This is a genomic window from Erwinia sp. E_sp_B01_1 (assembly GCF_036865545.1).
Lineage (GTDB): Bacteria > Pseudomonadota > Gammaproteobacteria > Enterobacterales > Enterobacteriaceae > Erwinia.
In genome coordinates this window covers 2,862,844-2,887,415 of the sequence record NZ_CP142208.1, presented here as the reverse complement: position 1 = coordinate 2,887,415, position 24,572 = coordinate 2,862,844, and the positions used below count along the sequence as shown (strand labels likewise).

General features: G+C 53.8%; 29 protein-coding genes. 8 read left to right on the top strand and 21 right to left on the bottom strand.

Going from position 1 to position 24,572, the window contains the following annotated elements; all coding sequences use genetic code 11:
- The first annotated feature begins 32 nt into the window (after nt 1–32).
- Nucleotides 33–500, top strand: a complete 468-nt coding sequence (gene vsr / locus VRC33_RS13650; protein WP_338556698.1) for a DNA mismatch endonuclease Vsr — start codon at nt 33–35, stop codon at nt 498–500.
- A 44-nt stretch (nt 501–544) separates the two neighbouring features.
- On the opposite strand, the gene VRC33_RS13645 is transcribed toward vsr, so the two are convergent.
- From VRC33_RS13645 to yedA, 3 genes are all read right to left on the bottom strand, one after another.
- Nucleotides 545–1,372: an oxidoreductase gene (locus VRC33_RS13645; RefSeq protein WP_338556696.1), complete on the bottom strand. Its 828-nt coding sequence runs from the start codon at nt 1,370–1,372 to the stop codon at nt 545–547.
- An 80-nt stretch (nt 1,373–1,452) separates the two neighbouring features.
- Complete coding sequence (locus VRC33_RS13640) at nt 1,453–2,364, bottom strand: LysR family transcriptional regulator (protein ID WP_338556694.1); 912 nt, start codon at nt 2,362–2,364, stop codon at nt 1,453–1,455.
- A 6-nt stretch (nt 2,365–2,370) separates the two neighbouring features.
- Nucleotides 2,371–3,288 carry a drug/metabolite exporter YedA gene (gene yedA / locus VRC33_RS13635; protein WP_338556692.1) on the bottom strand — a complete coding sequence of 306 codons (918 nt, stop codon included), beginning with the start codon at nt 3,286–3,288 and terminating at the stop codon, nt 2,371–2,373.
- 171 nt (nt 3,289–3,459) lie between these two features.
- Here yedA and VRC33_RS13630 point away from each other — a divergent pair, with 171 nt between their 5' ends.
- The 5 genes from VRC33_RS13630 (at nt 3,460) to dgcQ (ending at nt 6,976) form a co-directional block, all read left to right on the top strand.
- Nucleotides 3,460–3,726: a hypothetical protein gene (locus tag VRC33_RS13630; protein WP_338556690.1), complete on the top strand. Its 267-nt coding sequence runs from the start codon at nt 3,460–3,462 to the stop codon at nt 3,724–3,726.
- A gap of 14 nt (nt 3,727–3,740) precedes the next feature.
- Complete coding sequence (locus VRC33_RS13625; RefSeq protein WP_338556688.1) at nt 3,741–4,652, top strand: DUF808 domain-containing protein; 912 nt, start codon at nt 3,741–3,743, stop codon at nt 4,650–4,652.
- 35 nt (nt 4,653–4,687) lie between these two features.
- Nucleotides 4,688–4,822: a hypothetical protein gene (locus VRC33_RS13620; RefSeq protein ID WP_338564414.1), complete on the top strand. Its 135-nt coding sequence runs from the start codon at nt 4,688–4,690 to the stop codon at nt 4,820–4,822.
- 189 nt (nt 4,823–5,011) lie between these two features.
- Complete coding sequence (locus VRC33_RS13615; RefSeq protein WP_338556686.1) at nt 5,012–5,191, top strand: DUF2158 domain-containing protein; 180 nt, start codon at nt 5,012–5,014, stop codon at nt 5,189–5,191.
- Between the two features lie 132 nt (nt 5,192–5,323).
- Nucleotides 5,324–6,976 carry a cellulose biosynthesis regulator diguanylate cyclase DgcQ gene (gene dgcQ, locus VRC33_RS13610; protein WP_338564301.1) on the top strand — a complete coding sequence of 551 codons (1,653 nt, stop codon included), beginning with the start codon at nt 5,324–5,326 and terminating at the stop codon, nt 6,974–6,976.
- Here the strand turns inward: dgcQ and VRC33_RS13605 are convergent.
- The 3 genes from VRC33_RS13605 to yodD form a co-directional block, all read right to left on the bottom strand.
- Nucleotides 6,973–8,193: a glycosyl transferase gene (locus VRC33_RS13605; RefSeq protein ID WP_338556684.1), complete on the bottom strand. Its 1,221-nt coding sequence runs from the start codon at nt 8,191–8,193 to the stop codon at nt 6,973–6,975. The two genes, dgcQ and VRC33_RS13605, sit on opposite strands and share 4 nt — an antisense overlap.
- A gap of 29 nt (nt 8,194–8,222) precedes the next feature.
- Nucleotides 8,223–9,026: a mannosyl-3-phosphoglycerate phosphatase-related protein gene (locus VRC33_RS13600; RefSeq protein ID WP_338556683.1), complete on the bottom strand. Its 804-nt coding sequence runs from the start codon at nt 9,024–9,026 to the stop codon at nt 8,223–8,225.
- Nucleotides 9,027–9,389: 363 nt separating this feature from the next.
- The gene (gene yodD, locus VRC33_RS13595; RefSeq protein WP_338556681.1) at nt 9,390–9,623 is read right to left on the bottom strand and encodes a YodD family peroxide/acid resistance protein; all 234 of its coding nucleotides are present in this window, start codon (nt 9,621–9,623) and stop codon (nt 9,390–9,392) included.
- A 315-nt stretch (nt 9,624–9,938) separates the two neighbouring features.
- Here yodD and VRC33_RS13590 point away from each other — a divergent pair, with 315 nt between their 5' ends.
- Both VRC33_RS13590 and dsrB read left to right on the top strand, forming a co-directional pair.
- Complete coding sequence (locus VRC33_RS13590) at nt 9,939–10,097, top strand: YqaE/Pmp3 family membrane protein (protein WP_038381456.1); 159 nt, start codon at nt 9,939–9,941, stop codon at nt 10,095–10,097.
- Nucleotides 10,098–10,158: 61 nt separating this feature from the next.
- Nucleotides 10,159–10,353, top strand: a complete 195-nt coding sequence (gene dsrB, locus VRC33_RS13585) for a protein DsrB (protein ID WP_338556678.1) — start codon at nt 10,159–10,161, stop codon at nt 10,351–10,353.
- A gap of 80 nt (nt 10,354–10,433) precedes the next feature.
- On the opposite strand, the gene VRC33_RS13580 is transcribed toward dsrB, so the two are convergent.
- The 15 genes from VRC33_RS13580 to fliF form a co-directional block, all read right to left on the bottom strand.
- Complete coding sequence (locus VRC33_RS13580) at nt 10,434–12,140, bottom strand: methyl-accepting chemotaxis protein (RefSeq protein ID WP_338556676.1); 1,707 nt, start codon at nt 12,138–12,140, stop codon at nt 10,434–10,436.
- Between the two features lie 165 nt (nt 12,141–12,305).
- Nucleotides 12,306–12,941, bottom strand: coding sequence for a transcriptional regulator RcsA (gene rcsA / locus VRC33_RS13575; protein WP_338556675.1), 636 nt, complete (start codon nt 12,939–12,941; stop codon nt 12,306–12,308).
- 646 nt (nt 12,942–13,587) lie between these two features.
- A complete protein-coding gene (fliR, locus tag VRC33_RS13570) occupies nt 13,588–14,373 on the bottom strand; it encodes a flagellar biosynthetic protein FliR (protein ID WP_338556673.1) in 786 nt (261 codons plus the stop codon).
- Nucleotides 14,373–14,642: a flagellar biosynthesis protein FliQ gene (gene fliQ / locus VRC33_RS13565; RefSeq protein WP_338556671.1), complete on the bottom strand. Its 270-nt coding sequence runs from the start codon at nt 14,640–14,642 to the stop codon at nt 14,373–14,375. The genes fliR and fliQ overlap by 1 nt, the downstream gene beginning before the upstream one ends.
- 60 nt (nt 14,643–14,702) lie before the next feature.
- On the bottom strand, nt 14,703–15,437 hold the full coding sequence (gene fliP, locus VRC33_RS13560) for a flagellar type III secretion system pore protein FliP (protein ID WP_338556669.1): 735 nt from the start codon (nt 15,435–15,437) through the stop codon (nt 14,703–14,705).
- Nucleotides 15,437–15,835 (bottom strand): flagellar biosynthetic protein FliO, encoded by a 399-nt coding sequence (gene fliO, locus VRC33_RS13555; protein ID WP_338556667.1) that lies wholly within the window; start codon nt 15,833–15,835, stop codon nt 15,437–15,439. The genes fliP and fliO overlap by 1 nt, the downstream gene beginning before the upstream one ends.
- A complete protein-coding gene (gene fliN, locus VRC33_RS13550) occupies nt 15,836–16,240 on the bottom strand; it encodes a flagellar motor switch protein FliN (RefSeq protein WP_338556665.1) in 405 nt (134 codons plus the stop codon).
- Nucleotides 16,233–17,240 carry a flagellar motor switch protein FliM gene (gene fliM / locus VRC33_RS13545; protein WP_338556663.1) on the bottom strand — a complete coding sequence of 336 codons (1,008 nt, stop codon included), beginning with the start codon at nt 17,238–17,240 and terminating at the stop codon, nt 16,233–16,235. The genes fliN and fliM overlap by 8 nt, the downstream gene beginning before the upstream one ends.
- 8 nt (nt 17,241–17,248) lie before the next feature.
- The gene (fliL, locus tag VRC33_RS13540) at nt 17,249–17,728 is read right to left on the bottom strand and encodes a flagellar basal body-associated protein FliL (protein ID WP_338556661.1); all 480 of its coding nucleotides are present in this window, start codon (nt 17,726–17,728) and stop codon (nt 17,249–17,251) included.
- A 151-nt stretch (nt 17,729–17,879) separates the two neighbouring features.
- Nucleotides 17,880–19,172 carry a flagellar hook-length control protein FliK gene (locus VRC33_RS13535; protein WP_338556660.1) on the bottom strand — a complete coding sequence of 431 codons (1,293 nt, stop codon included), beginning with the start codon at nt 19,170–19,172 and terminating at the stop codon, nt 17,880–17,882.
- Nucleotides 19,169–19,615, bottom strand: a complete 447-nt coding sequence (fliJ, locus tag VRC33_RS13530) for a flagellar export protein FliJ (RefSeq protein ID WP_338556658.1) — start codon at nt 19,613–19,615, stop codon at nt 19,169–19,171. Before fliJ ends, VRC33_RS13535 begins: the two co-directional genes overlap by 4 nt.
- Before the next feature lie 26 nt (nt 19,616–19,641).
- Entirely contained in the window at nt 19,642–21,000 is a 1,359-nt protein-coding gene (gene fliI, locus VRC33_RS13525; protein ID WP_338556656.1) for a flagellar protein export ATPase FliI, read from the bottom strand.
- Entirely contained in the window at nt 21,000–21,695 is a 696-nt protein-coding gene (fliH, locus tag VRC33_RS13520) for a flagellar assembly protein FliH (RefSeq protein WP_338556655.1), read from the bottom strand. Before fliH ends, fliI begins: the two co-directional genes overlap by 1 nt.
- On the bottom strand, nt 21,688–22,680 hold the full coding sequence (fliG, locus tag VRC33_RS13515; protein WP_338556653.1) for a flagellar motor switch protein FliG: 993 nt from the start codon (nt 22,678–22,680) through the stop codon (nt 21,688–21,690). Before fliG ends, fliH begins: the two co-directional genes overlap by 8 nt.
- A complete protein-coding gene (fliF, locus tag VRC33_RS13510; RefSeq protein ID WP_338556651.1) occupies nt 22,677–24,392 on the bottom strand; it encodes a flagellar basal-body MS-ring/collar protein FliF in 1,716 nt (571 codons plus the stop codon). The genes fliG and fliF overlap by 4 nt, the downstream gene beginning before the upstream one ends.
- Nucleotides 24,393–24,572 lie beyond the last annotated feature (180 nt).

The window sequence follows — 24,572 nt, the reverse complement described above, 5'->3', positions numbered from 1 at the left end:
CTATACTTAGCCAAAGCATAAGGATGATACCGATGGCCGACGTACACTCTTCAGAAACCCGTAGCAAAAATATGCGCGCGATCCGTACGCGTGATACCGCTATTGAGACCCGGCTGGCCGAGCTGATGACCGGCCTCGGGTTCAGCTATCGGGTGCAGGACAAAATGCTGCCGGGGCGCCCCGACTTCATTCTCGATCAGTATAAAACCATTATTTTTGTCCACGGCTGTTTCTGGCACAAACATCACTGTCACCTCTTTAAGGTGCCGGCGACGCGCACGGCATTCTGGCTGGGGAAAATTGACAGTAATGTCGCCCGCGACAAACGTTATATTGCCGAGCTGACGGCGGCAGGGTGGAAGGTGCTGCTGGTGTGGGAATGTTCACTGCGTGGAAAAACACGGCTGGAGGAAGAAGCCCTGACCAGCCGTCTTGAAGAGTGGATTTGCGCAGGGTCGGGCAATGCGGAAATCGATTCCGAGGGTATCCGCCAGCTGTAACGGCAGCCCGTTATGCTGAGGGCTGTTTCCAGCCGCCCGCCAGATTATTTATAATCCGTACTCAGCGTCACCTCCCGCCACCTCGCCACATCGCGGTCGAATGCAGCCTGCATTTTCTCTCTCCTCTGCAGGGCATCACTGCCCAGCAGCAGATGCAGAGGGGGCTCGGCCTGAACCACCGCAATTATCGCTTCGGCGGCGCGCTGTGGATCACCCAGTTGCTTACCGGCGAAATCGTCCAGCTTACTGACCACCGCTCCGGCAGTGGCGGCATAGTCTGCAATTTCTGAAGGGCTGCGACGCAATGAATGATCGGAAAGAAAATCGGTGCGGAAAGCTCCCGGCTCTACCAGCGTGACACTAATCCCCAGCGGGGCCACTTCCTGCGCCAGGCCTTTCGACATTCCTTCAACGGCGAATTTTGCCGCCGAATACATGCCTGAACCTGAATTTGGCGCGATGCCTGCAATGGAAGTGATGTTGATGATGTGCCCGCTACGCTGCTGACGAAGATGCGGCAGGGCTGCCTGAATCACCCGGCGCGTACCGTGAAAGTTTACGTCGAAGAGGTGCGCGACCTGCTCTTCGGTGGCTTCTTCCACTGAACCCAGCAGGCCATAACCTGCATTGTTGACCAGCACATCTAGTGTTCCGGTAAGGCTGAAAGCCTTATCAACCACCTGCCTGATGCCCGCGGCATCGGTCACATCCAGTGAAAGCCAGTGAAAATTGGAACGGGTTGCGGCAAAGGCCGGGGGCTGGTCACGCGTGGTGCCAATAACAGTATCACCACGATCCAGTACCGCTTTAGCCAGCGCTTCGCCAAGCCCACGAGAGACGCCAGTAATAAACCAGGTTTTTGCAGCAGACATTGTGTTTCTCCGTTAAATGAATGACGGAGAGCAGTTTGCCAGAGAACACTATGCAGATAATCTGCCAGAGTGCGAATGCACTATGTGGATTTTTGGGTAGAATTAACGGAGCGGAAAAACTCACTGAAAGCTTTTATCGTTGGAGAAGCGACGCTCTGCTGCGGGTAGTAGAGATAAAACCCGTCGAAGGGGTGGCTGAACGCTTCCAGCACTAACTCCAGCTCGCCGCGTGCCACATAATCTGCCACCCGATCGTGAAGCCAGAAGCCAATACCCATCCCCTGAAGCGCCGCATTCAGTCCGATACGGCGATCCGAAACAATTAACGGGCCTTTTACCGCTACGGCCACCCAGTGACCTTCCTGCCACATTTCCCAGTCATATAACCGCTGGCTGGCAGGATAGCGCCAGTTGATGCACTGATGCTTTTGCAAATCGGCAAGGGTTTGCGGACGGCCGTGCAGGTTAAGATAGGCGGGCGTGGCAAAGGCGACTTCACGCAGTTCGCCCCCAATCGGATGAGCGATCATATCATTCGCCAACATTTCGCCCAGCCGGATACCGATATCATAACCACTACTGACGATATCAATGGCGGTATCGTCAATGGTCAGCTCCAGCACGATATCGGGCCAGGCCCGGTGAAACTCAGCGAGAAAAGGTTGCAGATAAAGCTCCGCAGCGATGCGGGAAGTATGTACCCGTAGCATCCCTGCAACTTTCCCGCTTCTGGACGTGGTTTCGCTGACCGCCTCATCCATTGCCTGCATCGCTGGTTTCAGTTTTGCCAGTAACGCAGCGCCCGGTTCAGTGAGCGATAAACTGCGGGTTGTGCGATTCAGCAGACGGACGCCAAGCCGCTTCTCAAGCTGCCGCAGGATCTGGCTTAACGTCGAGGGCTTGATGTTTAACTGCACCGAGGCACGGGTGAAGCTGCCCTGTTCCACAATGGTGACAAACGCCTTGAGTTCACTGTAATCACTGCCCCGCATAATCGGTTACTTCTCCAGGACGCAGGGTTTTACTACAGGTTTAGCCGGGAGCAGGTATTTGCCCAGCGTCACCAGAATCACCGCCAGCACAATGACGGCCAGCGCCAGCCACTCAACGGAAGTCAGGCTTTCGCCGGCAAAGCTGATCCCCAGCAGGACAGCCACTACCGGGTTAACGTAGGCGTAGCTGGTGGCAATAGCGGGCGTGACGTTGCGGATTAAAAACATATAGGCATTGATGGCGATAACCGAGCCAAACAGGCTGAGATAAGCCAGCGCCAGTAATCCCTGTAAGCCGGGACGGGTGGTAAGATGTTCTCCGCTGAGCGTGCTCGCAATCAGCAGTACCACACCAGCCGTCAGCATCTCAATCGCCCCCGCCATCATGCCGTGGGGCAGGGTAACGCGGGAACCCCAGACCGAGCCGAAGGCCCAGCTCAGCGACCCCACCAGAATCATCACCGCACCCCAGGGGTTTCCTCCAAGGTGGCCGCCGCTGTTAAGTAAAATAATACCAACCAGCCCCACAGCAATTCCAAGCCATTCAATCCAGCGGGTCTGGATGCCAAACATCCGGCTGAAGCACATGGCAAACAGCGGCACGGTAGCCACCATCACCGCGGCAATGCCGGAGGGCACATTCTGATGTTCGGCCACCGTAACGGCCCCGTTACCAATAGCCAGCAGCATAATACCCACCAGCGCAGCATTAAACGCCGGACGCCATGAAGGCAGTTTTTCACCACGCAGCAGCAGATAAACCATCAGGACCGTGCCGGCTAACAGGAATCGCAGGCCGGCCAGCATCATGGGCGGCCAGCTTTCGACCCCAAGGCGAATCACAAAATAAGTCGATCCCCAGATGAAATACAGGGCGAACAGCGCGGCTATTAAAGGGAGCAAAGCAGGGGCACGGCGTAACATTTTTTTATCCAGGCCTGTTAAAGGAGGGTTAACTTAACGCTAAAAATTAGTTTCAACCAGATGAAAAATGGCTTTTTTTTTGCAGTTAATGCAAATCTGGTCACACAATTTGCATCCCTCGTACATAATTGCTTAGATCACACTCTTTAACATCTCTGTGCAGGGTGAACCGTGTCCAGTATCAAACTTACCGTAAAACGGCTGTATAAAATCAGCGGCGAACGCATGGTGAATACGCATGCCACCGCACGAATCTTTGTGGGGGACGAGCTGGTCGCCACCGAAGAGGTCACCGGCATGACGGAGAGCCCGGTCAGCAAATATCTGCATCATCAGCAGGCAGAAGGCCAGCCGGTGCGGGTTGAGTGGGAGTGTGACGGCATCGCCGATATGGTGGTGACAGAAATGCAGGTTTGTCCCTGTTGTCGGCAACAATAATAAGGAACGAAATTTTGGCAGGAACGAGCTTACTGACGCTATTGGACGATATTGCCACGCTGCTGGATGATATCTCGGTGATGGGCAAAGTTGCGGCAAAGAAGACCGCAGGAGTACTGGGAGATGACCTGTCGTTAAACGCACAGCAGGTTAGTGGCGTAAAGGCTAACCGTGAATTACCGGTCGTCTGGGGAGTGGCGAAAGGCTCCTTTCTTAACAAGCTGATCCTCGTGCCGCTGGCGCTGATCATCAGCGCATGGGCACCCTGGGCAATTACCCCTTTGTTGATGGTGGGAGGAGCCTACCTCTGTTACGAAGGCTTTGAAAAAGTGCTGCACAGCCTGCACAAAGATAAAGGGGAGAAGAGCCCGGAAGCGCGGGAACAGCGGATCAAAAACCTTTCGCAGCAAAACCTGGCAGAGTTTGAAAAGAAGAAGGTGAAAGGGGCTATTCGCACCGACTTTATCCTCTCCGCTGAGATAGTGGCGATCACCCTTGGGATTGTCTCCGAAGCACCGCTGATGAATCAGGTTCTGATCCTCTCCGGTATTGCCATTCTGGTGACCATTGGCGTGTATGGCATTGTGGCCTGCATCGTGAAAATCGATGACCTTGGTCTGTGGCTGAAAGAGAAATCCTCAACCCTGGCCCAGGCTATCGGCGGCGCATTGTTAGCCCTGGCCCCCTGGATGATGAAAATCCTGACCGTGGTGGGCACTATCGCGATGTTCCTTGTCGGCGGTGGGATTATTGCTCACGGCGTACCGGCAATTCATCATTTCATTGAACATTACACTGCGGATTATGCCGGACTGATCGGCACCGTGGTGAGCAATCTGGCCAACCTGATTCTGGGCCTGATTGTGGGGGCAATCGTGCTGTTGGTGGTAAATTTGATTGCCAGAGTGCGGGGGAAGTCAGTATAAAGGCAGCTTATTAGCAAGCTAAGTACTCTGGAGTGATGATGAAAGACGACATTTTTGAATTTGATATTGATGCCGAGCTGGAACAAGCCGAAGCCCATGCAGAAAAAAAGGCCAGTGAAGTCCCGACTGACCTGAGCGATGAAGCGGATTGTGAAGGTTGCAAAATCTGACGCCAGAGCGCCAGTAACCCCTTTAAAAAGCGAGTGATTAAGTCACTCGCTTTTTTTATTGCCTGAGAATTTAACGGCTTAACTAAAATTAACATATATTTTACTTGCTTTTAACAGATTAAACCTGGCCTGCCTGCTATACCTTAATTTCCGGTGTAAGGTCTGCTAACCCAAATTAAGAGGTAAGTCATGATCATGGTCAGTGAGGAAGTGCAGCTTAAAGAAGGTGGCCCGGCAATGGTGGTCACAGGCTATGCCAGTGGTATGGTGGAATGTCGCTGGTATGACGGCTACAGCGTCAAACGCGAAGCGTTCAGGGAAGAAGAACTTTGCCCGCTGCGCTCAGGCGGGAACCAACTGGCCAGTTAACACCCCCCAGACAGGACGATCCTCTTCGTCCTGCTTTCTGTTCCTTCCTTGATCCATCACCTGGCAGGAAATTCCTGCGCACTCTACACTTGAAAATTCGCGCATTTTTTCCTCAGGAACCCCATTTTCGTGATGTTATCCCGGTTGCGATCGATCGCCCCTGAACACCTGGTACAGAGTTGTTTCTGCCTGGTTTTTCTCATCGCCACCACGCTGACCTGGCGGGAAGGCTTAATCCTGAAAGAAACTTACGAAATCACTCAGCGCGATCAGCTGAATACTACCTCCAATACCATTGACCGTCAGGGCCAGCGAAGCATTGATGAGCTTATCTTTTTTCGCAATATGCTGCAGCACGCGATCCAGAGTCCGGCGAGAAATAACACCCTTCGTAGGCAGTTGAACGAGTTTGAACGGATCAGACATCTCCCCGTATGGCAGCTGGCTAATCCTTCTCATCGCAGTATGCCGATTAATGGGGTAGCGGATACCTGGCTGGAGGGGCGCGCCCTTTTGCAGCGGAGTGACGGACCCCAGCTCGAAGATGAGCTGACGGCGGCGCTGGAGATGAGCATTATCCTCCAGTTGCACGATCCCTCCACGAATTACCATGCCAGGCTCTGGTACATCTCCCGTGCCGGCTTTTACCTGAGTTCAACGCCGCCGCTCAACGCGGCTGAAACGCTGGAAAACTACTCGCATATGGTCACGCGGCCCTATTTCACGCGTATGTCTCCTGAGGCAAATCCTGCCCGTAAGCTGGACTGGACAGGGCTTTATGACGGGATTATGCAGGAGGGGAAAGTGATTACCGTCAGCATCCCTGTCGATCAACAGGGTCACTGGTACGGTGTGCTGGCGATGGATTTTTCCGCAGAGCGAATCCGCTCATTTCTGATGCAGGCACGGCCTAAAGGGATGAGCGGTAACGTGCTGCTCTATAACAACCGCCTGGAGCTGGTGGCAAAGACCGACGACAAAATCTTACCCGGTCACGAATTTACAACAGAAGAATTTCAGCGCTTTACTGCTGCGGTAGCCCACGACCGTCAGGGGGCGATGCGGTTTGGCTCGCGGTTCGTGACCTGGACCAGAGACAGCCAGTTCAAATCGGTGATAGTGAATATTCAGACTTTCAGGGAGGGGGTTCAGGGGCATACCGGGCGTGCCTCTGTGGTTCTGGTTCTGATGTGGCTGCTGTTCAGCCTGTCGTTGCTGTTTGCCTATCAGCTGATTACACGCCTGATCAGACGCATGCTTACCCTGCAGAACACCCTGAGCTGGCGGGCACATTATGACAATCTTACCCGGTTACTTAACCGGGGAGCCTTCTTCGAGCGGGCCGAACAGTTTGCCAGCCAGGGCCAGCTCGGCCAGCGTCCCTTCTCAGTGATCCAGCTCGATATTGACCGTTTTAAATCCGTCAACGATACCCACGGCCATCAGGCAGGCGATCTTGTGCTGAGCTATGCCGCCGGGATTATTCAGTCAGCTATCCGGAAAGTGGACGTGGTAGGCAGAGTGGGTGGCGAGGAGTTCTGTATCGTCCTGCCGGACACGGGACTTCAGGAGGCGCTGGAAGTGGCAGAGCGGGTGAGGACAAAGCTGGCAAACAAAGAGGTGTCGGTTAATGCCTCTGTCAGCCTGAAAGTGACCGTCTCGCTGGGCGTTGCTTCCAGTGAAGAGCAGGGCGTTTACGAATTTGAAAGCCTGCAGTCAGTGGCTGACGGCAGGCTTTATCAGGCCAAGCTTAACGGACGCAACCGCGTCTGTGGGGAGGGCTAGACGTTACCTGCGTTATCCTCTTCCACCGCTTCATAAATCCGGTGCAGAATGTCAGGGAAGGCAGACTGCACGCGGCTCCAGCTCGGAATAAAGGGTTTTTCGTTGGGACGTTCAATAAAGGACTGACCCGCTTCCAGAATCGACTGGGTAAACATCTCCACGGCGGCTTCTTCCGCATGTTGATCGAACTTCAGCCCGTTCATCGTCGCCTCATGACTGTAGATTTCCATCATATCCAGCGCGTTACGATAGTAGGTCGCTTTCAGTACGCGGAAGGAGTCGCTGGTGATACTGACCCCCATAGTCGCCATCTTACGTAACAGAGACTGCACAATATCGTTGCTCATTCTGCGGAGGCCGCCCGTACCATCCTCCTCGGACAGGGGCTGATGCTTGTGATCGTAATTGTGGGCAATCTCCACCTGGCAACTCTGTCGCGTGGTGTAATTACGGAAAATCTCGGAGAGCACCCCAATTTCCAGCCCCCAGTCGCCGGGCAATTTAATGCCGTTCAACACGTGGGTGCGCATGGCAAACTCGCCGGAAAGGGGATAACGGAAGCTGGTCAGATAGTCCAGATAATCTGAATGGCCGTAAACTTTCTGCAGCGAACGTAACAACGGCCCTACGAGCAAACGGCCAACCCGCCCGTTGAGTTTGTTATCGGCTACACGGGCATAAAATCCTTTACAAAATTCATACTGGAAAGAGGGGTTGGCCAGCGGGTAGAGCAGACGGGCCAGCATGCCGCGTTCGTATGTCACGATATCGCAGTCATGCAGGGCTACGCAGGTCGATCTGTCGGAAGCCAGCGTGTATCCGGTACAGAACCAGACGTTGCGGCCTTTGCCAGGCTGTGAGGGGGAGAGGCCTTCTTTGTCCAGTTCGGCATCCAGCGCCTTCAGCCTTGGGCCATCATTCCACAAAATACGGTGGCGCTGGGGCAGGCGTGAAAAGAATTCCCGCGCAAAGAGGAACTGGTCGCGATCGGCTTTATCCAGGCCAATAACGATCTCCTCCAGGTAGGGGACTTTCGCCAACTCATCGACGATATGGCTCAGCGCCGGCCCCTCCAGTTCGGAGAAAAGTGAAGGCAGGATCAGGGCCATTTTTCGCTTCTCTGAGAAGCGCACCAGATCTTTCTCAAGATCCTCTACAGGTCGTCCGGTAAGATTATGGAAGTTAGTAATTACGCCATTCTGATAAAAATCACTCATTCTGCTCCCCTTAATAAGATGCCTGATGGCTAACCCTGGCTTATAAAGTGCGACAGGCCTTCACTCCAGCCCTCCGGGCCGTATAGCGCACTGTGAAATAAATGCTCGTTATCCTGACGTTTTAACGTCACCGGCGTTTTACTGTAGCCCTGAACAACCACCGCATAGTCAACCTTATCCAGCATCGGCGCGTCGTTCGGGCCGTCTCCCAGCCCCAGAGTGATCCAGCGTTCTCCGTGAGGATGGGGGAAATGGCTGAGAAGAAAATCGAGTGCCTCGCCTTTCCCGGCACCCTGATTCATCACATGCCAGAAACGCCCACCCTGCACCAGCATTAATCCCTGCTGCTTCAGCGCCTCAAGAAAAGCTGCAAACTGTTCAGCGGTGTCGCGCCAGATAATACTTTCCGACCCTTCACGCATTCTGGCCAGGGAGGCGTCATGAGGGGTAAGGCCCGTCCACTCAGCCACCTCTTTTTCCGTGACATCAGAGAAACCGGTGAATTTAAAATGATAGCGTTCGCGCAGGCTCTGCAGGCTGTCGCAGAGACCGCTATAACTGAGCTGGTGGCCACTTGTGAGCGTGGCATCAGATCCTTGCCAGTGAACGATGGCACCGTTTTCGGCAATATACGGCGATCCGGAAAGGCCCATCTGGCGCTGTAAGGGCAGGATCTCGGCGGCAGTTTTACTGGAACAGATCACCACCGGGATACCCTGCTCAGTCAGCCGCTCCAGCCAGAGTCGGGCAGGTTCCCAACTGTAAGTATGATGATCGAGCAGCGAGCCATCCAAATCCGTCACAATCATCAGGGGATCATTTAGCGCAGGCATAACCCGTCCTCCTCGTTAAGCACGGAAAAAAAGCAGGATAATCAGAGAGTATAACGTTGCTGACAACTCTGAGGAGGAGAATTGCAGAAAAAGCGGGCAGCGTGGTTTGAGTACCAGGAATAATCTCAAAAAACAGCTACGGCAGGAAAGCAAAATAAAAGTGAGAAGGGTGTCTCAAAGCCCGCCCGCACTGCTTTTGCCCCGGTTAACGCTGTACAGTTTCAGGTGCGTTGTACAACTTGTTGTACAGGTTAGGACTTGTCTTAACCTGCAAACAGGGTAATCTTACGTCGTCAGAGAATTTCCTGTGTAACGAATTTTATTTCAATGAAATTTCATTCCCGGCTAAAAGCCGGGATTTTTTTAGCGATTTAACTCCGCCACGGTAAAATCCCGGATATCCAGTTCAAACGCATCCGCCAGCTCGGTGTAAGAATGGTAGTTCCGGCCGTCAACGCTGACTTTCTGTCCCTGACCGGCCTCCATAAATTCTTTCACCTCGCCGCTTGAACGATCGTGAATCGCTTCCAGAAGGGCTTCAATATCAATAGTGACTTCACGCTGAGCGTTGTCGCTGTACTCTTTTGCTGTAGACATGATCCTGTTCCTCAGCTCACCTGATGAACTAAGTATAGAGGGTTGCGGCGGGGCAGAAAGGCAGGGCAAAAAAAGCCCGCGCTGCGCGGGCAAAAATCCTTGTTACTTTTTAGGTTGACTGCGCCTTTGGGGTTGGTGCAGTAGGAAGAGTGTAAACCTGCTTCCTGTCAGAAGTCCCACCGCGAAACGTTAAGAAAGCGAAAAGCCGCGCGGAACATTACGATGATTTACACGGCTGATGACGCCGGTTCTTTTGTTAACGGCTATAATTATCAACCGATTACATTATAAATTTATCCACGCTATGGAGGCGACATGGACTTATTACGCATCATTATTGCTATTATTTTACCCCCGGTAGGCGTGTTTATGCAGGTAGGTTTTGGCGGGGCTTTCTGGCTGAATATCCTGCTGACCCTTTGCGGTTATATTCCGGGTATCGTGCATGCCGTCTGGGTTATTGCGCGCCGCTAACACCCCTGTCACAGGCGTTGATTTCAGGTAAACTTGGCGCACTAACCAGGGGAGAAACGCGATGAAAGTGAACGATTGTGTGACGGTTAAAACCGATGGCGGGCCACGGCGGCCAGGTAAAGTGTTGGCCGTTGAAGACTTCAGCGAGGGAACGATGTATCTGGTGGCGCTGGAGGATTATCCTTTGGGGATCTGGTTCTTCAATGAGATTGGCCACGATGACGGCATTTTTGTTCAGCCTCATCCGGCAGGCTGAATCACACAGTCAACGCGTTTATCAGGGCTGAAGCCCCGGTGGCAGAACAATAAAGGGGCGATTATTCGCCCCTTTTGTCGTCAGAAGGTTTCCCAGTTGTCACCGTTAGCCAGTGCCGGGCGGGGGGCTGGCGCCAGCGCTTCAGATTTTCTGCTGCTGGCTGCCGGAGCTGCTGCACGGCGTATGCCCGTGTCGCTTAAATGGAAGGCGGCCACGGCCTGAGTCAGACGCGAGGCCTGCTCTTCCAGTGAAGTTGCGGCCGCTGATGCCTCTTCCACCAGCGAGGCGTTCTGCTGGGTGACGTTATCCATCTCGGTTACCGCCAGACTGACCTGCTGAATACCCCGGCTCTGCTCATCCGAAGCGGCAGCGATTTCCGCCATAATGTCCGTTACGCGGCGTACGGCATCCACGATATCGGTCATGGTGTCACCGGCATGGCTGACCTGAGACGAGCCTTTGCCAATCAAATCCACCGATTCCGAAATTAACGCTTCAATCTCTTTAGCGGCACCGGCACTGCGCTGCGCCAGATTACGCACTTCGCTGGCTACCACGGCAAAACCGCGACCCTGTTCACCAGCCCTGGCCGCTTCCACCGCCGCATTAAGTGCCAGAATGTTGGTCTGGAAGGCGATGCTGTTTATCACGGTGGTGATTTCAGCAATTTTCTTCGAGCTGGTGGAGATATTGTTCATGGTGTTAATCACGCCAGTGACAATATCGCCGCCGTCGCGTGCTTTGCCCGAGGCATCCGCCGCCAGCTGGCTGGCGTGGTGGGCGTTCTCAGCATTCTGTTTCACGGTGGCGGTTAACTGCTCCATGCTGGCAGCCGTTTCTTCCAGCGCTGCAGCCTGCTGTTCGGTACGGGAGGAGAGGTCGGTATTACCGGCAGAAATTTCGCTGGAGCCCTGATAAATTGCCACCGCGCCTTCACGGACGGTGCCAACGGTCTTCACCAGTGACTGCTGCATAGTCTGCAGGTTGCTGCCCAGCGTGCCGATTTCACTGCGGCCCCAGCTTTGCAGCGGCGCGGTAAGATCGCCGCGAGAAATATGTTCAATCCGGTCCACCGCCTGGCGCAGAGGCGTGATCACTACGCGACGCAGGAAGATAAAGGTAGCCAGAGTCAGTAATAAAGCGGCACCGAAGGCACAGGCCATCATAATAAAGCCCAGTCGGGTTTGCGCCGTGGCGGTCTGATTAATGGCGTCGGCACGCTGGGTCCGGATAGCGATGGCCTTCAGCAGAATGGCGTTATAAGCATCATCAAATCTGCGGGTGTTATCAGTTTCCTGGGCAATCACCCCCTCAAAACTGCCATCTTTGGCGCTTTTTAACATAGGCTGCAAACCCTGAGTGACGTAAGCGCCGAAGCGGGTTTTCAGTTCGCCATCCAGCGCTTCATCAGCGGGTGATTTTACCCGGCGGTTAAGATAGCTGTTAAAGCTGTCAGTGGCCTGTTGGATCCGCTTTTCAGTTTGTTTGATGCTGCTGTTAAAGGCGTCCATCTCGCCGATGCGGGCGGAGGCGCCGGCATGAATAACATTGAGTCGCGCGGTGCGAAGGTGGTTTGAGCTGTTTGAGATGGCCATACGCACCTGGATCTCTTCAGTCACATCTTTCAGTGACTGATTACTCTGTACCAGAAAGTAGCTTGCCATCCCGATACAGAGGGCAAACAGCAGCAGAATGCCGCCCAGGATGACGGAGAATAGAGGCACCAGTCGCAGATGTTGCCAGAAACTGATCCCGTTTTGGTCGGCACTCAGGTGAGAAGATTTCATGTCCTTTGGCTCTCTGTAAGGGAGGAACCGAAGCAGGGCGCTCCGGTCTGTCTAAAGAGCATCGGCAGGGATAGGAAAAGTCTTAACCTGAAAATGGGATCTGGTTAACAGTTTTGTAAAAAGAAAAAAACCGGCCTGAGCCGGTTTTTTTGCAACGTCGGGTGATTATCTCACATTGACATAGATGCCACTGGTGACGTTATCAGTCAGACGTACCACATGATAAATAACTTGTTTGTTGTGTGTTTTAATTTTACGTTTAATGTTTCCTTTATGAGAGGAAACCGTCTTGGCCTTAATTTGCATTTTATCCGATATCTGAATCGTATCGTGGCCAGACATCCACATCTTTAACATATTCGATTCTGTCTGGCTGAGCGTCAATGGGTGGACGTCGAAACCGGCAGAATAGCGTGGTGCAACATTGAGTTTCTTTTGAAAATAAGAAACCAGTAAATTATCCAGAGTGGCTGGTTTTATCGATTTTGAGGTAATAATCAAGTTCTTACGAACGTAGAGGTATTCCTCGAAATGGATATTAGAGATAGCCATAAAGATGAAAAATAACGTGTCAGGGTTCTGCATAATAATAGTTCTTATGCGCTGACTGGCATCTGCTTCACGAATGAAACAGTCTTCATTGATAAAAACCACGCCTGGCTGATACTGCTGGCATTTAGCCTGTAATTGATCAATGTCGGTAACAGAGGTGATATTCTTCTTTTTCACACCTTTCACTGACATATAATCTGTAAGACCTAACCGTGTATAGCTGCATGAATCCATTATTATCGTTGGCATTGTAGCGACCCTCACCAATTTGTTATCCGTTTAAATCAACGATGAATTACGCGTTTGTGTAATACGAGAGTAAAGTTGTTTTATTGCGTTATTATTATTTACCCGGATTTTAAATTTGCTGGAGAAAATGCCCGGCAATTTTATCCATATCCGAAGTAATATTTGCGTCAGAACATGACAATGTCTGGCTCCGGCACGCTGAAAAAGTTATTCAGAATGAGAGTCTGACCGGTTGTTCTGGCACAGCATGTTGCGTGTAGTTTGTGAGCCACGTCACTATCGCGTAAAACACCGAAAAGTCTGATAGGACGAATCCTAAAAAACATTCAGTACACGAATGAGTGACGCTGTGCGGAGTGTTGACAATGCCGTAAAACTCGAATTTACACAAGATAAACCATTAAAAATAAAAAATCCAATAAAAACAGGCATTTGTACGTTTTGTGAACATTAACGTTCTCGCAACATTTCATCCGTTTCGAGAAACAAAATACGCTAAGTGGGATTTAATAAGAATAATTTTCATTGTGACGCCGCACTTATCAGAATTTCCTTAGTGAAATTCTGTTAACTTTGGTTCGAAAAATGCACGCAATCATTTCTGTTTCTTAACAGTGGTTGTTTAAAGTACAGCGGATACTTAAGCTTATCTACGGGGCATTTCACTGAGTACTGTAGCGAGTAAATCAAACACTTCGCTGAACAGATGCTCACAGAATGGGGCAAGGAGGGGCATCATCAGGCTGATGAAGATGATCCCCAAAGATAAGGTCACGGGGAAGCCGATGGCAAAAACCGACAGCTGAGGTGAAACGCGGTTTAACAAACCCAGTGCCAGATTAAGGGTGAGGAGCAAAGTTATAAGGGGTAACGCTAATCGCATACCGTTAAGGAAAATCAGACTGGCAGCTTTCGTCAGGGCCAGAAATGCATTGCCGTTAACCGGATCGCCACCAATCGGAAGGGTATGAAAACTGTCGGCAACCATCGAAATTAACCAGAGGTGGCCGTTAAAGGATAAAAACAGCAACATCGCCAGCATATCTAAAAAGCGTGCCAGTACCGGCATGTTCAGACGGCTGGAAGGATCGAAGAAGGTGGCGAACGAAAGGCCCATCTGTAATCCAATCACTTCTCCCGCTGTCCTGACCGCAGCAAAAGCGAATTGCATCGTAAAACCTATCGCTATGCCTATCAGAATTTGCTGAATCAGTAACCAGAAGCCGCCCACTGAAAATAAAGTGACGGTCGTAGGCGGTAAAGAAGGCAGCAGCACCCAGGTAATCATCACGCCCAGGCCAATTTTGACTTTTTTACTGATCGCTTTCTCGTTCAACAGCGGCGCAGTCATGATCAAGGCCAGCACGCGGGCCAGCGGCCAGAAGAGCTGGCTGATCCAGAAGATGAGTTGACTGCTGTCGATGTTAATCATTAACCGATCATATAGGGCAGGTTAGTGAACAGGGTACGCATATAGTCGAGTACCAGATTCAACATCCATGGGCCGGCAATCACCATAGTGGAAACCACAGCCAGGATTTTAGGTATAAAGGAGAGCGTCTGTTCGTTGATCTGGGTAGCGGCCTGCAGCAGGCTGATAACTAACCCACTGACCAGTGCGGCCAGCAGCAACGGCGCGGCAACGGCCAGGGCAACCTGCATTGCATCGTGCCCGATAACCATTACTGATTCAGGTGACATAGAGACTCCGGAGAAATAAAACAGGCTGTGATTTTCTGGGGCGAAGTGTCGCCCGCAGCGTTAAGAATAGAAACTCTGGGCCAGCGAGCTGACTAACAGCGACCAGCCATCCACCAGCACAAAAAGCATCAGCTTAAAGGGCAGGGAGATAGTGGCAGGGGGCACCATCATCATCCCCAGCGCCATCAGTACGCTGGCCACCACCAGGTCAATAATCAAAAACGGAATGAAGACGGTAAAACCAATCTGGAAGGCGGTTTTCAGCTCGCTGGTAACATAGGCGGGCAGCAAAATACGCATTGGTACCGCTTCCGGTCCCTGCAGCGGCGGGGAGTTGGAGAGCCGGGCAAAGAGTGCCAGATCGGCTTCACGCGTCTGGCGCAGCATAAATTCACGTAAAGGCTGTGCTCCTTTATCCAGCGCATCCTGCATGCTGATTTTGTCTTCGCTGAACGGCAGGTAAGCATCCTGATAAATTTTGTCGAACACCGGTCCCATAATGAAGAACGTCAGAAACAGCGCCAGGCCCAGTAAAACCTGGTTTGGCGGAGCAGACGGTGTACCCAGTGCGTTTCGCAGCAGGCCAAACACGATAATGATGCGGGTGAAGCTGGTCATCATCAGCAGGATGGCGGGCAGGAAAGTCAGCGAGGTGATAAACACCAGCGTCTGAACCGGCAGCGACCAACTCTGGCCGCCATTGGCGGTCGGATGGCTCATCAGGCCTGGAAGCTGGGCATGCACATCGGGCGCTATCAATAAGAACAGCGCCAGCAGGGGAAGAAAACGTTTCATTATGGCTTACCGGGGCGTTTGAGTAGAGTCTGTAACACCTGACGGAAGTCTGCCGTCGCAGCCGGAGGTTCCGGAGTCTCCTGCTGCGGTTTTGCCGGCAGGGTATGCAAATGGGTGATCTGCTGACCGGTAACACCCAGCACCAGGCGGACGTCTTCCACATCAACAATCACTACGCGTTCGCGCTGGCCGACCTGAACGCTGGAACTCACCGTCAGGCTCTGGCCCCGCACGCCGCGTTTCGGCGTAAAGCCTAATCGTTTAGCCAGCCAGGCGCAGGCCAGAATAAGCAGAATAATCACGGCTAACACGCTGCTGACCTGCGTCAGCATCGATCCCGTGGAGACAGCCGGCTGACCCACCGGCTGTGGCTGTTCCTGGACTGTGCCTGTTTTCATTTAGCGGCTCAGACGACGCATACGTTCGGAAGGGGTGATGATATCGGTGATGCGCACGCCGTATTTGTCGGCCACAACCACCACTTCACCCTGAGCAATCAGATAACCGTTGATCAGAATATCCAGCGGCTCGCCAGCCAGACCTTCCAGTGCCACCACGGAACCCTGCGTCAGACGCAGCAGCTCTTTAATGGTCATCTTGGTGCGGCCCAGTTCAACGGTCAGCTTGACCGGAATATCCATAATCAGGTCGATATCCTGCAGCGACCCGGCAATGTCATTGCTCTCCAGTGATTTAAACACCCCTTCGGATGCGGAGGGGGTGCTGGCCTGTTCGTTCATCGCGTCAGCCCACAGGTCGTCCGCGGAGATGTCGTCTTCGGACGGCTTTTTAGTGTCAGTCATTGGGCTGTTCCTCGTTCATCGAATTCAAAATCGGGTTAATCAGATGTTCCACTCGCAGCGCGTACTGCCCGTTAAGGGTGCCGTACTGGCTGGTTAATACCGGCACGCCATCGACATGAGCGATAATGCGATCCGGTTTTTCAATCGGTAATACGTCGCCAGGTTTCAGGGCCAGCAGGCGCGAAATGCGCATCGACACTTCACCAAAGTTGGCAATCAACTCCAGTTCAGAGTGCTGAACCTGCTTCACCAGCGTATCGCGCCAGTTCTGATCTTCCGCACTGGAGTTCTCCAGCGGTGGATTAACCAGGGTTTCGCGCAGTGGCTCAATCATGCTGAACGGGATACAGATATTAAACTCGCCAATCAGGTTACCAATCTCAACCTGGAACGGCGTGGTGATCACGATATCGTTCGGTGAGGTGGTGATGTTGGTAAATTTGACCTGCATTTCAGAGCGAACATACTCCACATCCAGCGGGTAAATTGGCTTCCATGCTTCGCTGTAGCCTTCCAGCGCCAGCGCTAACATACGGCGAATAACCCGCTGCTCGGTCGCGGTGAACTCACGGCCTTCAACCTTGGTCGGAAAACGACCGTCACCGCCAAATAAGTTATCTACGGCGATAAATACCAGACTCGGAGAGAACACGACCAGCGCGGTGCCGCGCAGCGGTTTCAGGTGAATCAGGTTAAGGTTAGTAGGCACGGGCAGGTTACGGGCAAACTCATGGTAGGGCTGAATTTTAATCGCCCCTACCGTGATGTCCGGGCTGCGACGCAGCAGGTTGAACAGTGCCATGCGATAAGAGCGCGCAAAACGTTCGTTAATGATCTCCAGTGCCTGCAGACGCTCACGAACCATGCGGCGCTGGGTATTGGGATCATAGGGACGAATGTCGCTTTCGCCCTTCTGGCTGGTATTTTCTTCAACCGCGCTGTCGCTGTCGCCATTAAGCAGCGCATCGATTTCCGCCTGTGAGAGGATGCTGTCGCCCATAATTTTCTCTACCTCAGGATAAAGGCGGTGAACAGAACATCGCTCACGACCTGCTGAGGTTGACCCTGTACCAGCGGCGGAGCCAGCACAGCCTGAATTTGTTTCACCAGCTCCTGTTTACCCTGCTCATTAGCCAGGGAAGCCGCATTCTGACGGGAGAGCAGCAGCAGCAGACGGCTGCGGACTTCCGGCAGATAATCTGTCATGCGCAGACGCGTCTCTTCATCTTTCAGACGCAGCGTAAAGCCTACGTACAGCACGCGATCGGGATCGTTATCCGGATTGATCAGGTTTACCGTGAAAGTGTCCAGGGCAAAAAAGACTGGCGCGGCAGGAGGCTCAGGCTTGGCAGCCTTGGTTGCGTCAGCAGGGGACTTCATCATCCGCCAGGCCGTATATCCTCCAGCGCTGCAAGCCACCAGTAAGATCACCGCTATCAGGGGGATCAGGAGCTTACGTTTGCCGCTTTTGGGTTTCTTATCAGTCATATGAGCTATAACTTCCTGTGATTATTTTCGAGGTGCGGTAACAGCTAATCCGCTATCCCACGGTGTTATGGGGCAGATTATCCCGCGTCTTGCGCCAAACAATAGGCAGAAAAGACGCGGGTTTTGCCTCTAGCTTATGCGTTTGTTACCGTCAGGCGAAAATATCAACAGCGCTGGAGCCAGCTGCACGCGCCTGCAGCGCGGCAGGAACGGCGAGTGGGACTGCATCGCTATTGTTTTCTGATGCAAGACTGAATGTATTGCCACGGTCATTACGCTGCTGTCCCTGCTGGCCATTCGATCCCTGACCCTGCTGGAATGCATCGCTGCTGACGTTGCTCTGCCCCAGGCTGATGCCGTTCTCAGCCAGTGCGGTACGCAGCTGTGGCAGGGCGGCTTCCAGTGCTGCGCGGACCTGGCTGTGATTCGAGACCATACTCAGTGACGCCTGATCGGCATCCAGCTTCAGGCTGATTTGAATGCTGCCCAAATCCTGCGGATGCAGATGCAGTTCAGCCGTTTGCTGGCCGTTTTTGCTGAACATCAGGATCTGCTGACCCAACGCCTGTTGCCACTCATGGCTGCCCAGCTGTGAACTGAGCTGCGCCGGTGGTGGTGCCGTCACCATCGAGGTGGTCGCCGGGGTGAGGGCAGCAGAGGCCGCGCTGACAACGGTATTAGTTATCGTCGCCGGTGCCACAGAACTTGAATTTTCTTTATCACCCTCTTTACCGGCATGGCTTAACGCCTGCTGGAAAGTGGCGGTCAGGCTGGCGTCGGCCGGGTTTTTCGATTGCTGGGCGGCAGTGGAAAGCGTAGCCGGGCTGCTGAGTTTGCCATTATTTCCCTCCGTGGCTTTAGCGCTCTGTTCTTCCTTGCCGGTGTCAGTGGTCAGCAGTGAAGCCAGCGTGCTGTTTTTGCCCGACTTAATAACGTCTTCACTCTTAAGCAGAGCTTCATCTGCTTTAGACGCGTTCAGCGCCGGTTGCTGAACGCCGGTGGGGGGCAACATGGCGTAAAGCGCCTGCAGTGCCTGCATGTCACCGGTATTCAGCGCCAGCGGCAGGTCTTCAGCTTTGTCGCCCTCCGTGGTTTTCAACTCATCGGTGCTTTTTGCTGGCTGGAGCATAGCCGTCAGGTGTTCTGGTTTGTCCAGCGCAGCCAGCAAAGCATTCAGCTTCGCTTTTGGAGACTGCTCAGCTTCTGTCTGGGCAGTTTCTGCCGCTACAGCGGCGGCTTTGCCGGTTACGGCCTTGCCACCCGCATTCTGCTGGGCCAGGGTCAACAGCTTGTTGCCCAGCAGCGTAATAAAACCTTTGGGATCTTCACCGGCTGCGCCATCGGCAGCCTGGGCTAAACCAAGCGTGTTTTCAGTGCCCGCGTCGGCAGAGCCTGCAGCGGCGGTCACTTTTGTCCCTGAGGTCACAATTGGCAATGTGATCATTCGACCTTCCTCAATGATGCCCGTTGGGCAAATTCATCCATCCGTTTCTGATCGAGACGGTTTTCAATTAATAACTCATTTGCTAAAGCGCGCTGCTGCAGGGTTTCATAGGCATGAAGCCGCTGCTGTTTATCGCGCCAGTAACTCAACGCCTTCTCTACGCGGCTATTCCAGTGCAGCAGCTGCTGGCGATGCTGGTCGATCGCTTTTTCGAGCGTTTCAATAAACTGGTGGTAGTTGTACCAGCGGGTGCTGGTAATGCCCTCGGACATGTTGGTATTCAGTGAAGTGCGGTAATCATCCTGATAATCGAGCAGCATGGTCAGCTGCTCGTCGGCCTGTTTCTGCGCCCGACGCACGTCGCCCAACTGAATGGCGGCTTTTTCCAGATCTTTCTGTGCCAGGTCGCACAGGGTATCAATGGGTGATGCTTGTTTAGCCATAGTCCCCCCAGTCAGGCGTCAGCCTGCTAGCCAAAAATTGCCTGTAAATGCAGGCAGGCATCATCAAAGGTGCTGCGTTCAAACATCCCCTGCTGCAGGAAAGTCTCCAGCTCAGGGTAAAGTTTGATCGCTTTATCCAGCGTCGGATCGGTGCCTGCTGCATAAGCGCCCACGCTGACCAGATCGCGGTTGCGCTGATAGCTCGACAGCAACTGTTTGAACTGGCGAACGCGGCCATAGTGCGTTTCGTCGATCAGATGCGCCATCACGCGGCTGATCGAGGCTTCAACATCAATAGCCGGATAGTGCCCGGATTCCGCCAGCCGACGTGATAACACAATGTGGCCATCCAGGATGGCACGGGCGGAGTCAGCAATCGGGTCCTGCTGATCGTCACCCTCGGTCAGTACGGTATAGAAAGCGGTGATGGAGCCGCCGCCATCAATACCGTTACCGGCACGCTCAACCAGTGCCGGAAGTTTGGCAAATACGGAAGGCGGATAGCCTTTGGTTGCCGGGGGCTCGCCAATCGCCAGCGCAATTTCACGCTGCGCCATCGCATAACGGGTCAGGGAATCCATAATCAGCAATACATGCTGGCCCCGGTCGCGGAAATCTTCCGCAATGCGCGTGGCGTAAGAGGCTCCCTGCATACGCAGCAGGGGAGAAACGTCTGCCGGTGCGGCAATCACTACTGCACGGGCGCGGCCTTCGGTGCCGAGAATGTTTTCGATAAAGTCTTTAACTTCGCGGCCACGTTCGCCAATCAGCCCGACCACGATCACATCGGCTTTGGTGTAACGGGCCATCATGCCCAGCAGCACACTTTTACCCACGCCTGAACCGGCAAACAGGCCCATACGCTGCCCACGCCCTACGGTCAGCAGGGCATTAATGGCGCGGACGCCGGTATCCAGCACTTCGGTGATCGGGGTGCGCTGTAAAGGGTTAAACGGAGGCGTAATCAACGGTGCGCGATAGCCGGTTTCCGGTGAAGGCAGACCATCCAGCGGACGGCCACTGCCATCCAGCACGCGGCCCAGCAATTCCGGGCCAAGCATCAGTTGCTTTCCGCTGTGTTTGTCACCAGTGACGCGCGCATAAACGCGAGCGCCAGGCAAAATGCCTTCCACTTCTTCCAGCGGCATCAGGAACAGGCGCTGACCGTTGAAGCCGACAACTTCACTTTCCACTTCAGAAATGTTGTTGCCGTCTGAACGTTCAATGACGCAGGTTGCTCCCAGCGGAAGCTGCAGGCCTGTGGCCTCCAGCACCAGACCGGTAGCGCGGGTCAGGCGTCCATAACGACGGGCTTCCGGCAGCTGGGTCATCCGTTGTTCGAATGAGTCCAGGGCACCCAGCCAGCGTGAAAGGCGTGTGGTCATCAAAGCTCTCCAGGGGCTGCCAGGCGGCAGAGTTCGTGCCAGCGGGTCGCGATGCTGGCATCGAGATCGCCATCTTCAGCGCTGACTTTGCAGCCGCCGGGATGAATGGTGCTGTCGGCCATCAGACGCCAGCCATGCAGGCTCAGCGTGGCGCCCAGCGTCTGCTCGACACGTTGCAGATCGTCAGGGTGAACGCGCAGCGTCGGCTTGCCGCTGAACATCGGTTCCTGCTGGATCATGCCCTGAATCTGACGAAGCAGGGCGGTGCCATCCACATGCGGTGCCTGACCGATAACCTGACGTGCCGCTTCCAGTGCCAGCTGCATCAGACGGGCGGCGATCACGCTGTCCAGCGCTTCCAGAGTGTGGTGGAATTCTGAAACCAGCTGCTGCATCCGCGCCTGCAAAGGCGCCTGCTGCTGCTGTGCTTCCGCCAGACCCTGCTGAAAACCGGTGTCGTAGCCCGCTTTCTGCCCCTCATTGAATCCTTTCTGATGGCCCTCGGCGTAGCCCAGCCCCTGCGCTTCGTTGCGCACCTGGGTCTGCATCTGCTCCAGCTCAAACTGCTGCTGGTCAAAAGGCTCTTCGTCCAGGCTGGATAAAGGTTCAACGAACTCTTCAACCAGCGGTTTATTCAGCTGCGTCAGGTCGTCAGGCCGCCAGCGCTGCCAGGGCAGAGAGGATTTATCAGACATACTGCTCCTCGCCACCGCCGATCACCATCTCGCCGCTTTCTGCCAGGCGACGGACGATAAGCAGGATCGCTTTCTGTTCGCTTTCCACTGCAGACATACGCATCGGGCCACGGTTGGTGAGGTCGTCGCGCAGGATATCCGCCGCACGGGAAGACATGTTTTTCAGGAACTTCTCGCGCAGAGGCTGTTCGGAGCCTTTCAGTGCGACCAGCAGAGACTCGGATTCCACTTCCTGCAACAGGCGCTGAATACTGCGGTCGTCCACTTCCACCAGGTTTTCGAACAGGAACATCTCGTCGATAATCTTCTGCGCCAGCTCGCCGTCGAACTCGCGAACCGCTTCGATAACGGCTTCTTCCTGCTGCGTTTTCATCAGGTTGATGATTTCTGCTGCGGTTCTTACGCCGCCCATCTTCGCACGCTTGAGGTTCTGACCGTCGAGCAGACCGTTCAGCACTTCCGTCAGTTCTGCCAGCGCGGCAGGCTGAACGCCGCCGAAGGTGGCGATACGCAGCATCACATCGTGGCGCAGACGCTCATCAAAGTGCGCAACAATATCGGCTGCCTGCGAACGCTTCAGGTGGACCAGGATAGTGGCGATAATCTGCGGGTGTTCGTCGCGGATCAGATCGGCCGCAGCCTGCGGTTCCATAAAGTTCAGTGTTTCCATACCTGTGGTGGTGTCCTTGGTTTCAAGGATATCTTCCAGCAGGGTAGAGGCACGCTCTTCGCCCAGCGCTTTCACCAGCACGGTGCGCAGGTAGTCGTTCGAGTTCACGCTCAGCGCAGCAAACTGCTCGGCATCGGCTTCAAACTCGCGCAGCACTTCAGTCAGCTGCTTATGGGACACCTGACGCATATTGGAAATGGCGGAACTCAGGTGCTGCACTTCGCGGGCGTCGAGGTGTTTGAACACCTCGGCAGCGCGGTCTTCGCCAATTGTCATCATCAGGATGGCGCTTTTTTCGGTACCGGTAAGACTCATAGCTCTTCCTTCATCCACTGGCGAATAACCAGCGCTACCACGCGCGGATCGTTTTCGGACATTTCGCGAATTCGTTGACTAATCACCTCGGCACTCATGCGGTGCTGAGATTTACGTTCCTGATCAAGCTCGTCTCTTGAGAGGCTGACGGAGACTGCTTCATCTCCAGCTTCTTCGCGCGCCTTCTTAATCACGGCTGCGGCTTCGGCAGTGGCTTTCTCCTGCTCGGCTTTACGCAACAGCTGTGGACGCACCAGTTTGCGGTAGAGGATGAAGGCCACAATCAGCACCAGTAACCAGCGTCCCAGTTCCATCATCTGGTCGAAGAAGGAAGGCTGCTTCCAGAATGGCAGATCGCTGCTGATATCCAGGTTTTCAGTAAACTGAGAGTTGACCACGTTAAGGCTGTCGCCACGTTTGTCTGAGTAACCCATAGCTTCACGGGTCAGGTTCTCAATCTGCTTCAGTTGCGCTTCGGTCAGGGCAATCGGCTTACCGGCTGCATCTGATTTGTAATTCACTACCACCGCCACGGAGAGGCGCTGTACTTCACCCACATTCATTTTGGTGTGAAGGATGGTACGGTCCACTTCATAGTTAGTGGTGTTGTCATTCCGGGTATTGGAAGGACCGGCTTTAGCAGTAGTAGTAGAAGCCTGATTCGCCGCTGCGTTGGTCGCCGCATTCCCGTTAGCCTGGCCATTCTGGCCGGCAGGTGGGGTAGTGACTGGCGCGGTATTGGCCGGAGCAGGCTGATTAGAGAGTGCACCGGGGACGCCACCCGCAGACTGGCCACCAAGCTGCTCACTGTCGCTGGTCTGGCGAGAGCGCATGGCTTGTTTAGTCGGGTCGCTGTTCGGCTGATATTTCTCGTCAGTCTGCTCACGCGCATTAAAGTCGATCTGTGCGGTTACCTGAGCATGGACATTGCCGTTGCCGAGAATCGGATTCAGGATCGCTTCGATGCGCTGCTGATAACGATTTTCCACATCAGTAGCGTATTTGAGCTGGGCGTCATTGAGGTCACGACCCGCATTGTCTGACTGAGTCAGCAGATGACCAGCCTGGTCAACAACGGTGACGTTACCCGGTGGCAGGCCCGCGACGCTGCTGGAAACCATATGCACGATAGCGCTGATCTGACCCTGGTCCAGCGCACGGCCAGGCTGCAGATTTAAGGTCACGGAGGCGGTCGGTGATTTCTGCTCGCGGACAAACAGGGAAGGTTTTGGCATCGCGAGGTGCACACGAACGTTTTTAACCGGACCGAGCGTTTCAATAGTGCGGGCAAGTTCGCCTTCCAGCGCGCGCTGGTAGTTAACCTGCTCGCTGAACTGGCTGATGCCGAACTTCTCTTTATCCAGCAGCTCAAAGCCCACCGCGCCGCCTTTCGGCAGACCCTGCTGAGCCAGGCGCAGACGCAGTTCGTGCACTTTCTCTGCCGGTACCATTAACGCTCCCCCTTTATCATCGAACTGATAGGGGATGTTCATCTGGGTCAGTTGAGTAATGATCGAGCCGCCATCCTCATCGCTGAGGTTGTTATAAAGCACACGGTATTCAGGCTGTTTAGCCCATAACACCATAGCGATAACGATAGCGATGGCCGCTGCTGCTGCGACAATAATCGGGATGCGTGGATTAGCGCGTAGGCGAGCGAAAAGATCGTTCAGACCTTTCTTCTCGGGTTGACCCGTGACAGTTGCATTCATGACTCTTTCCTGCCTGACAGTTGACCGGACTGTTTCGTGTAGTTTCGTGACAAAACTGACTCCCTGATGCGCTGGCTAAAAAATTTTTACTTCTAATGGCTGCCATTATTTTCTGAAACCAGAAATTCGATGGTTGGATAAGCCATGATTTTTGCTCTTATTTAGCGGCATTGTCTTATT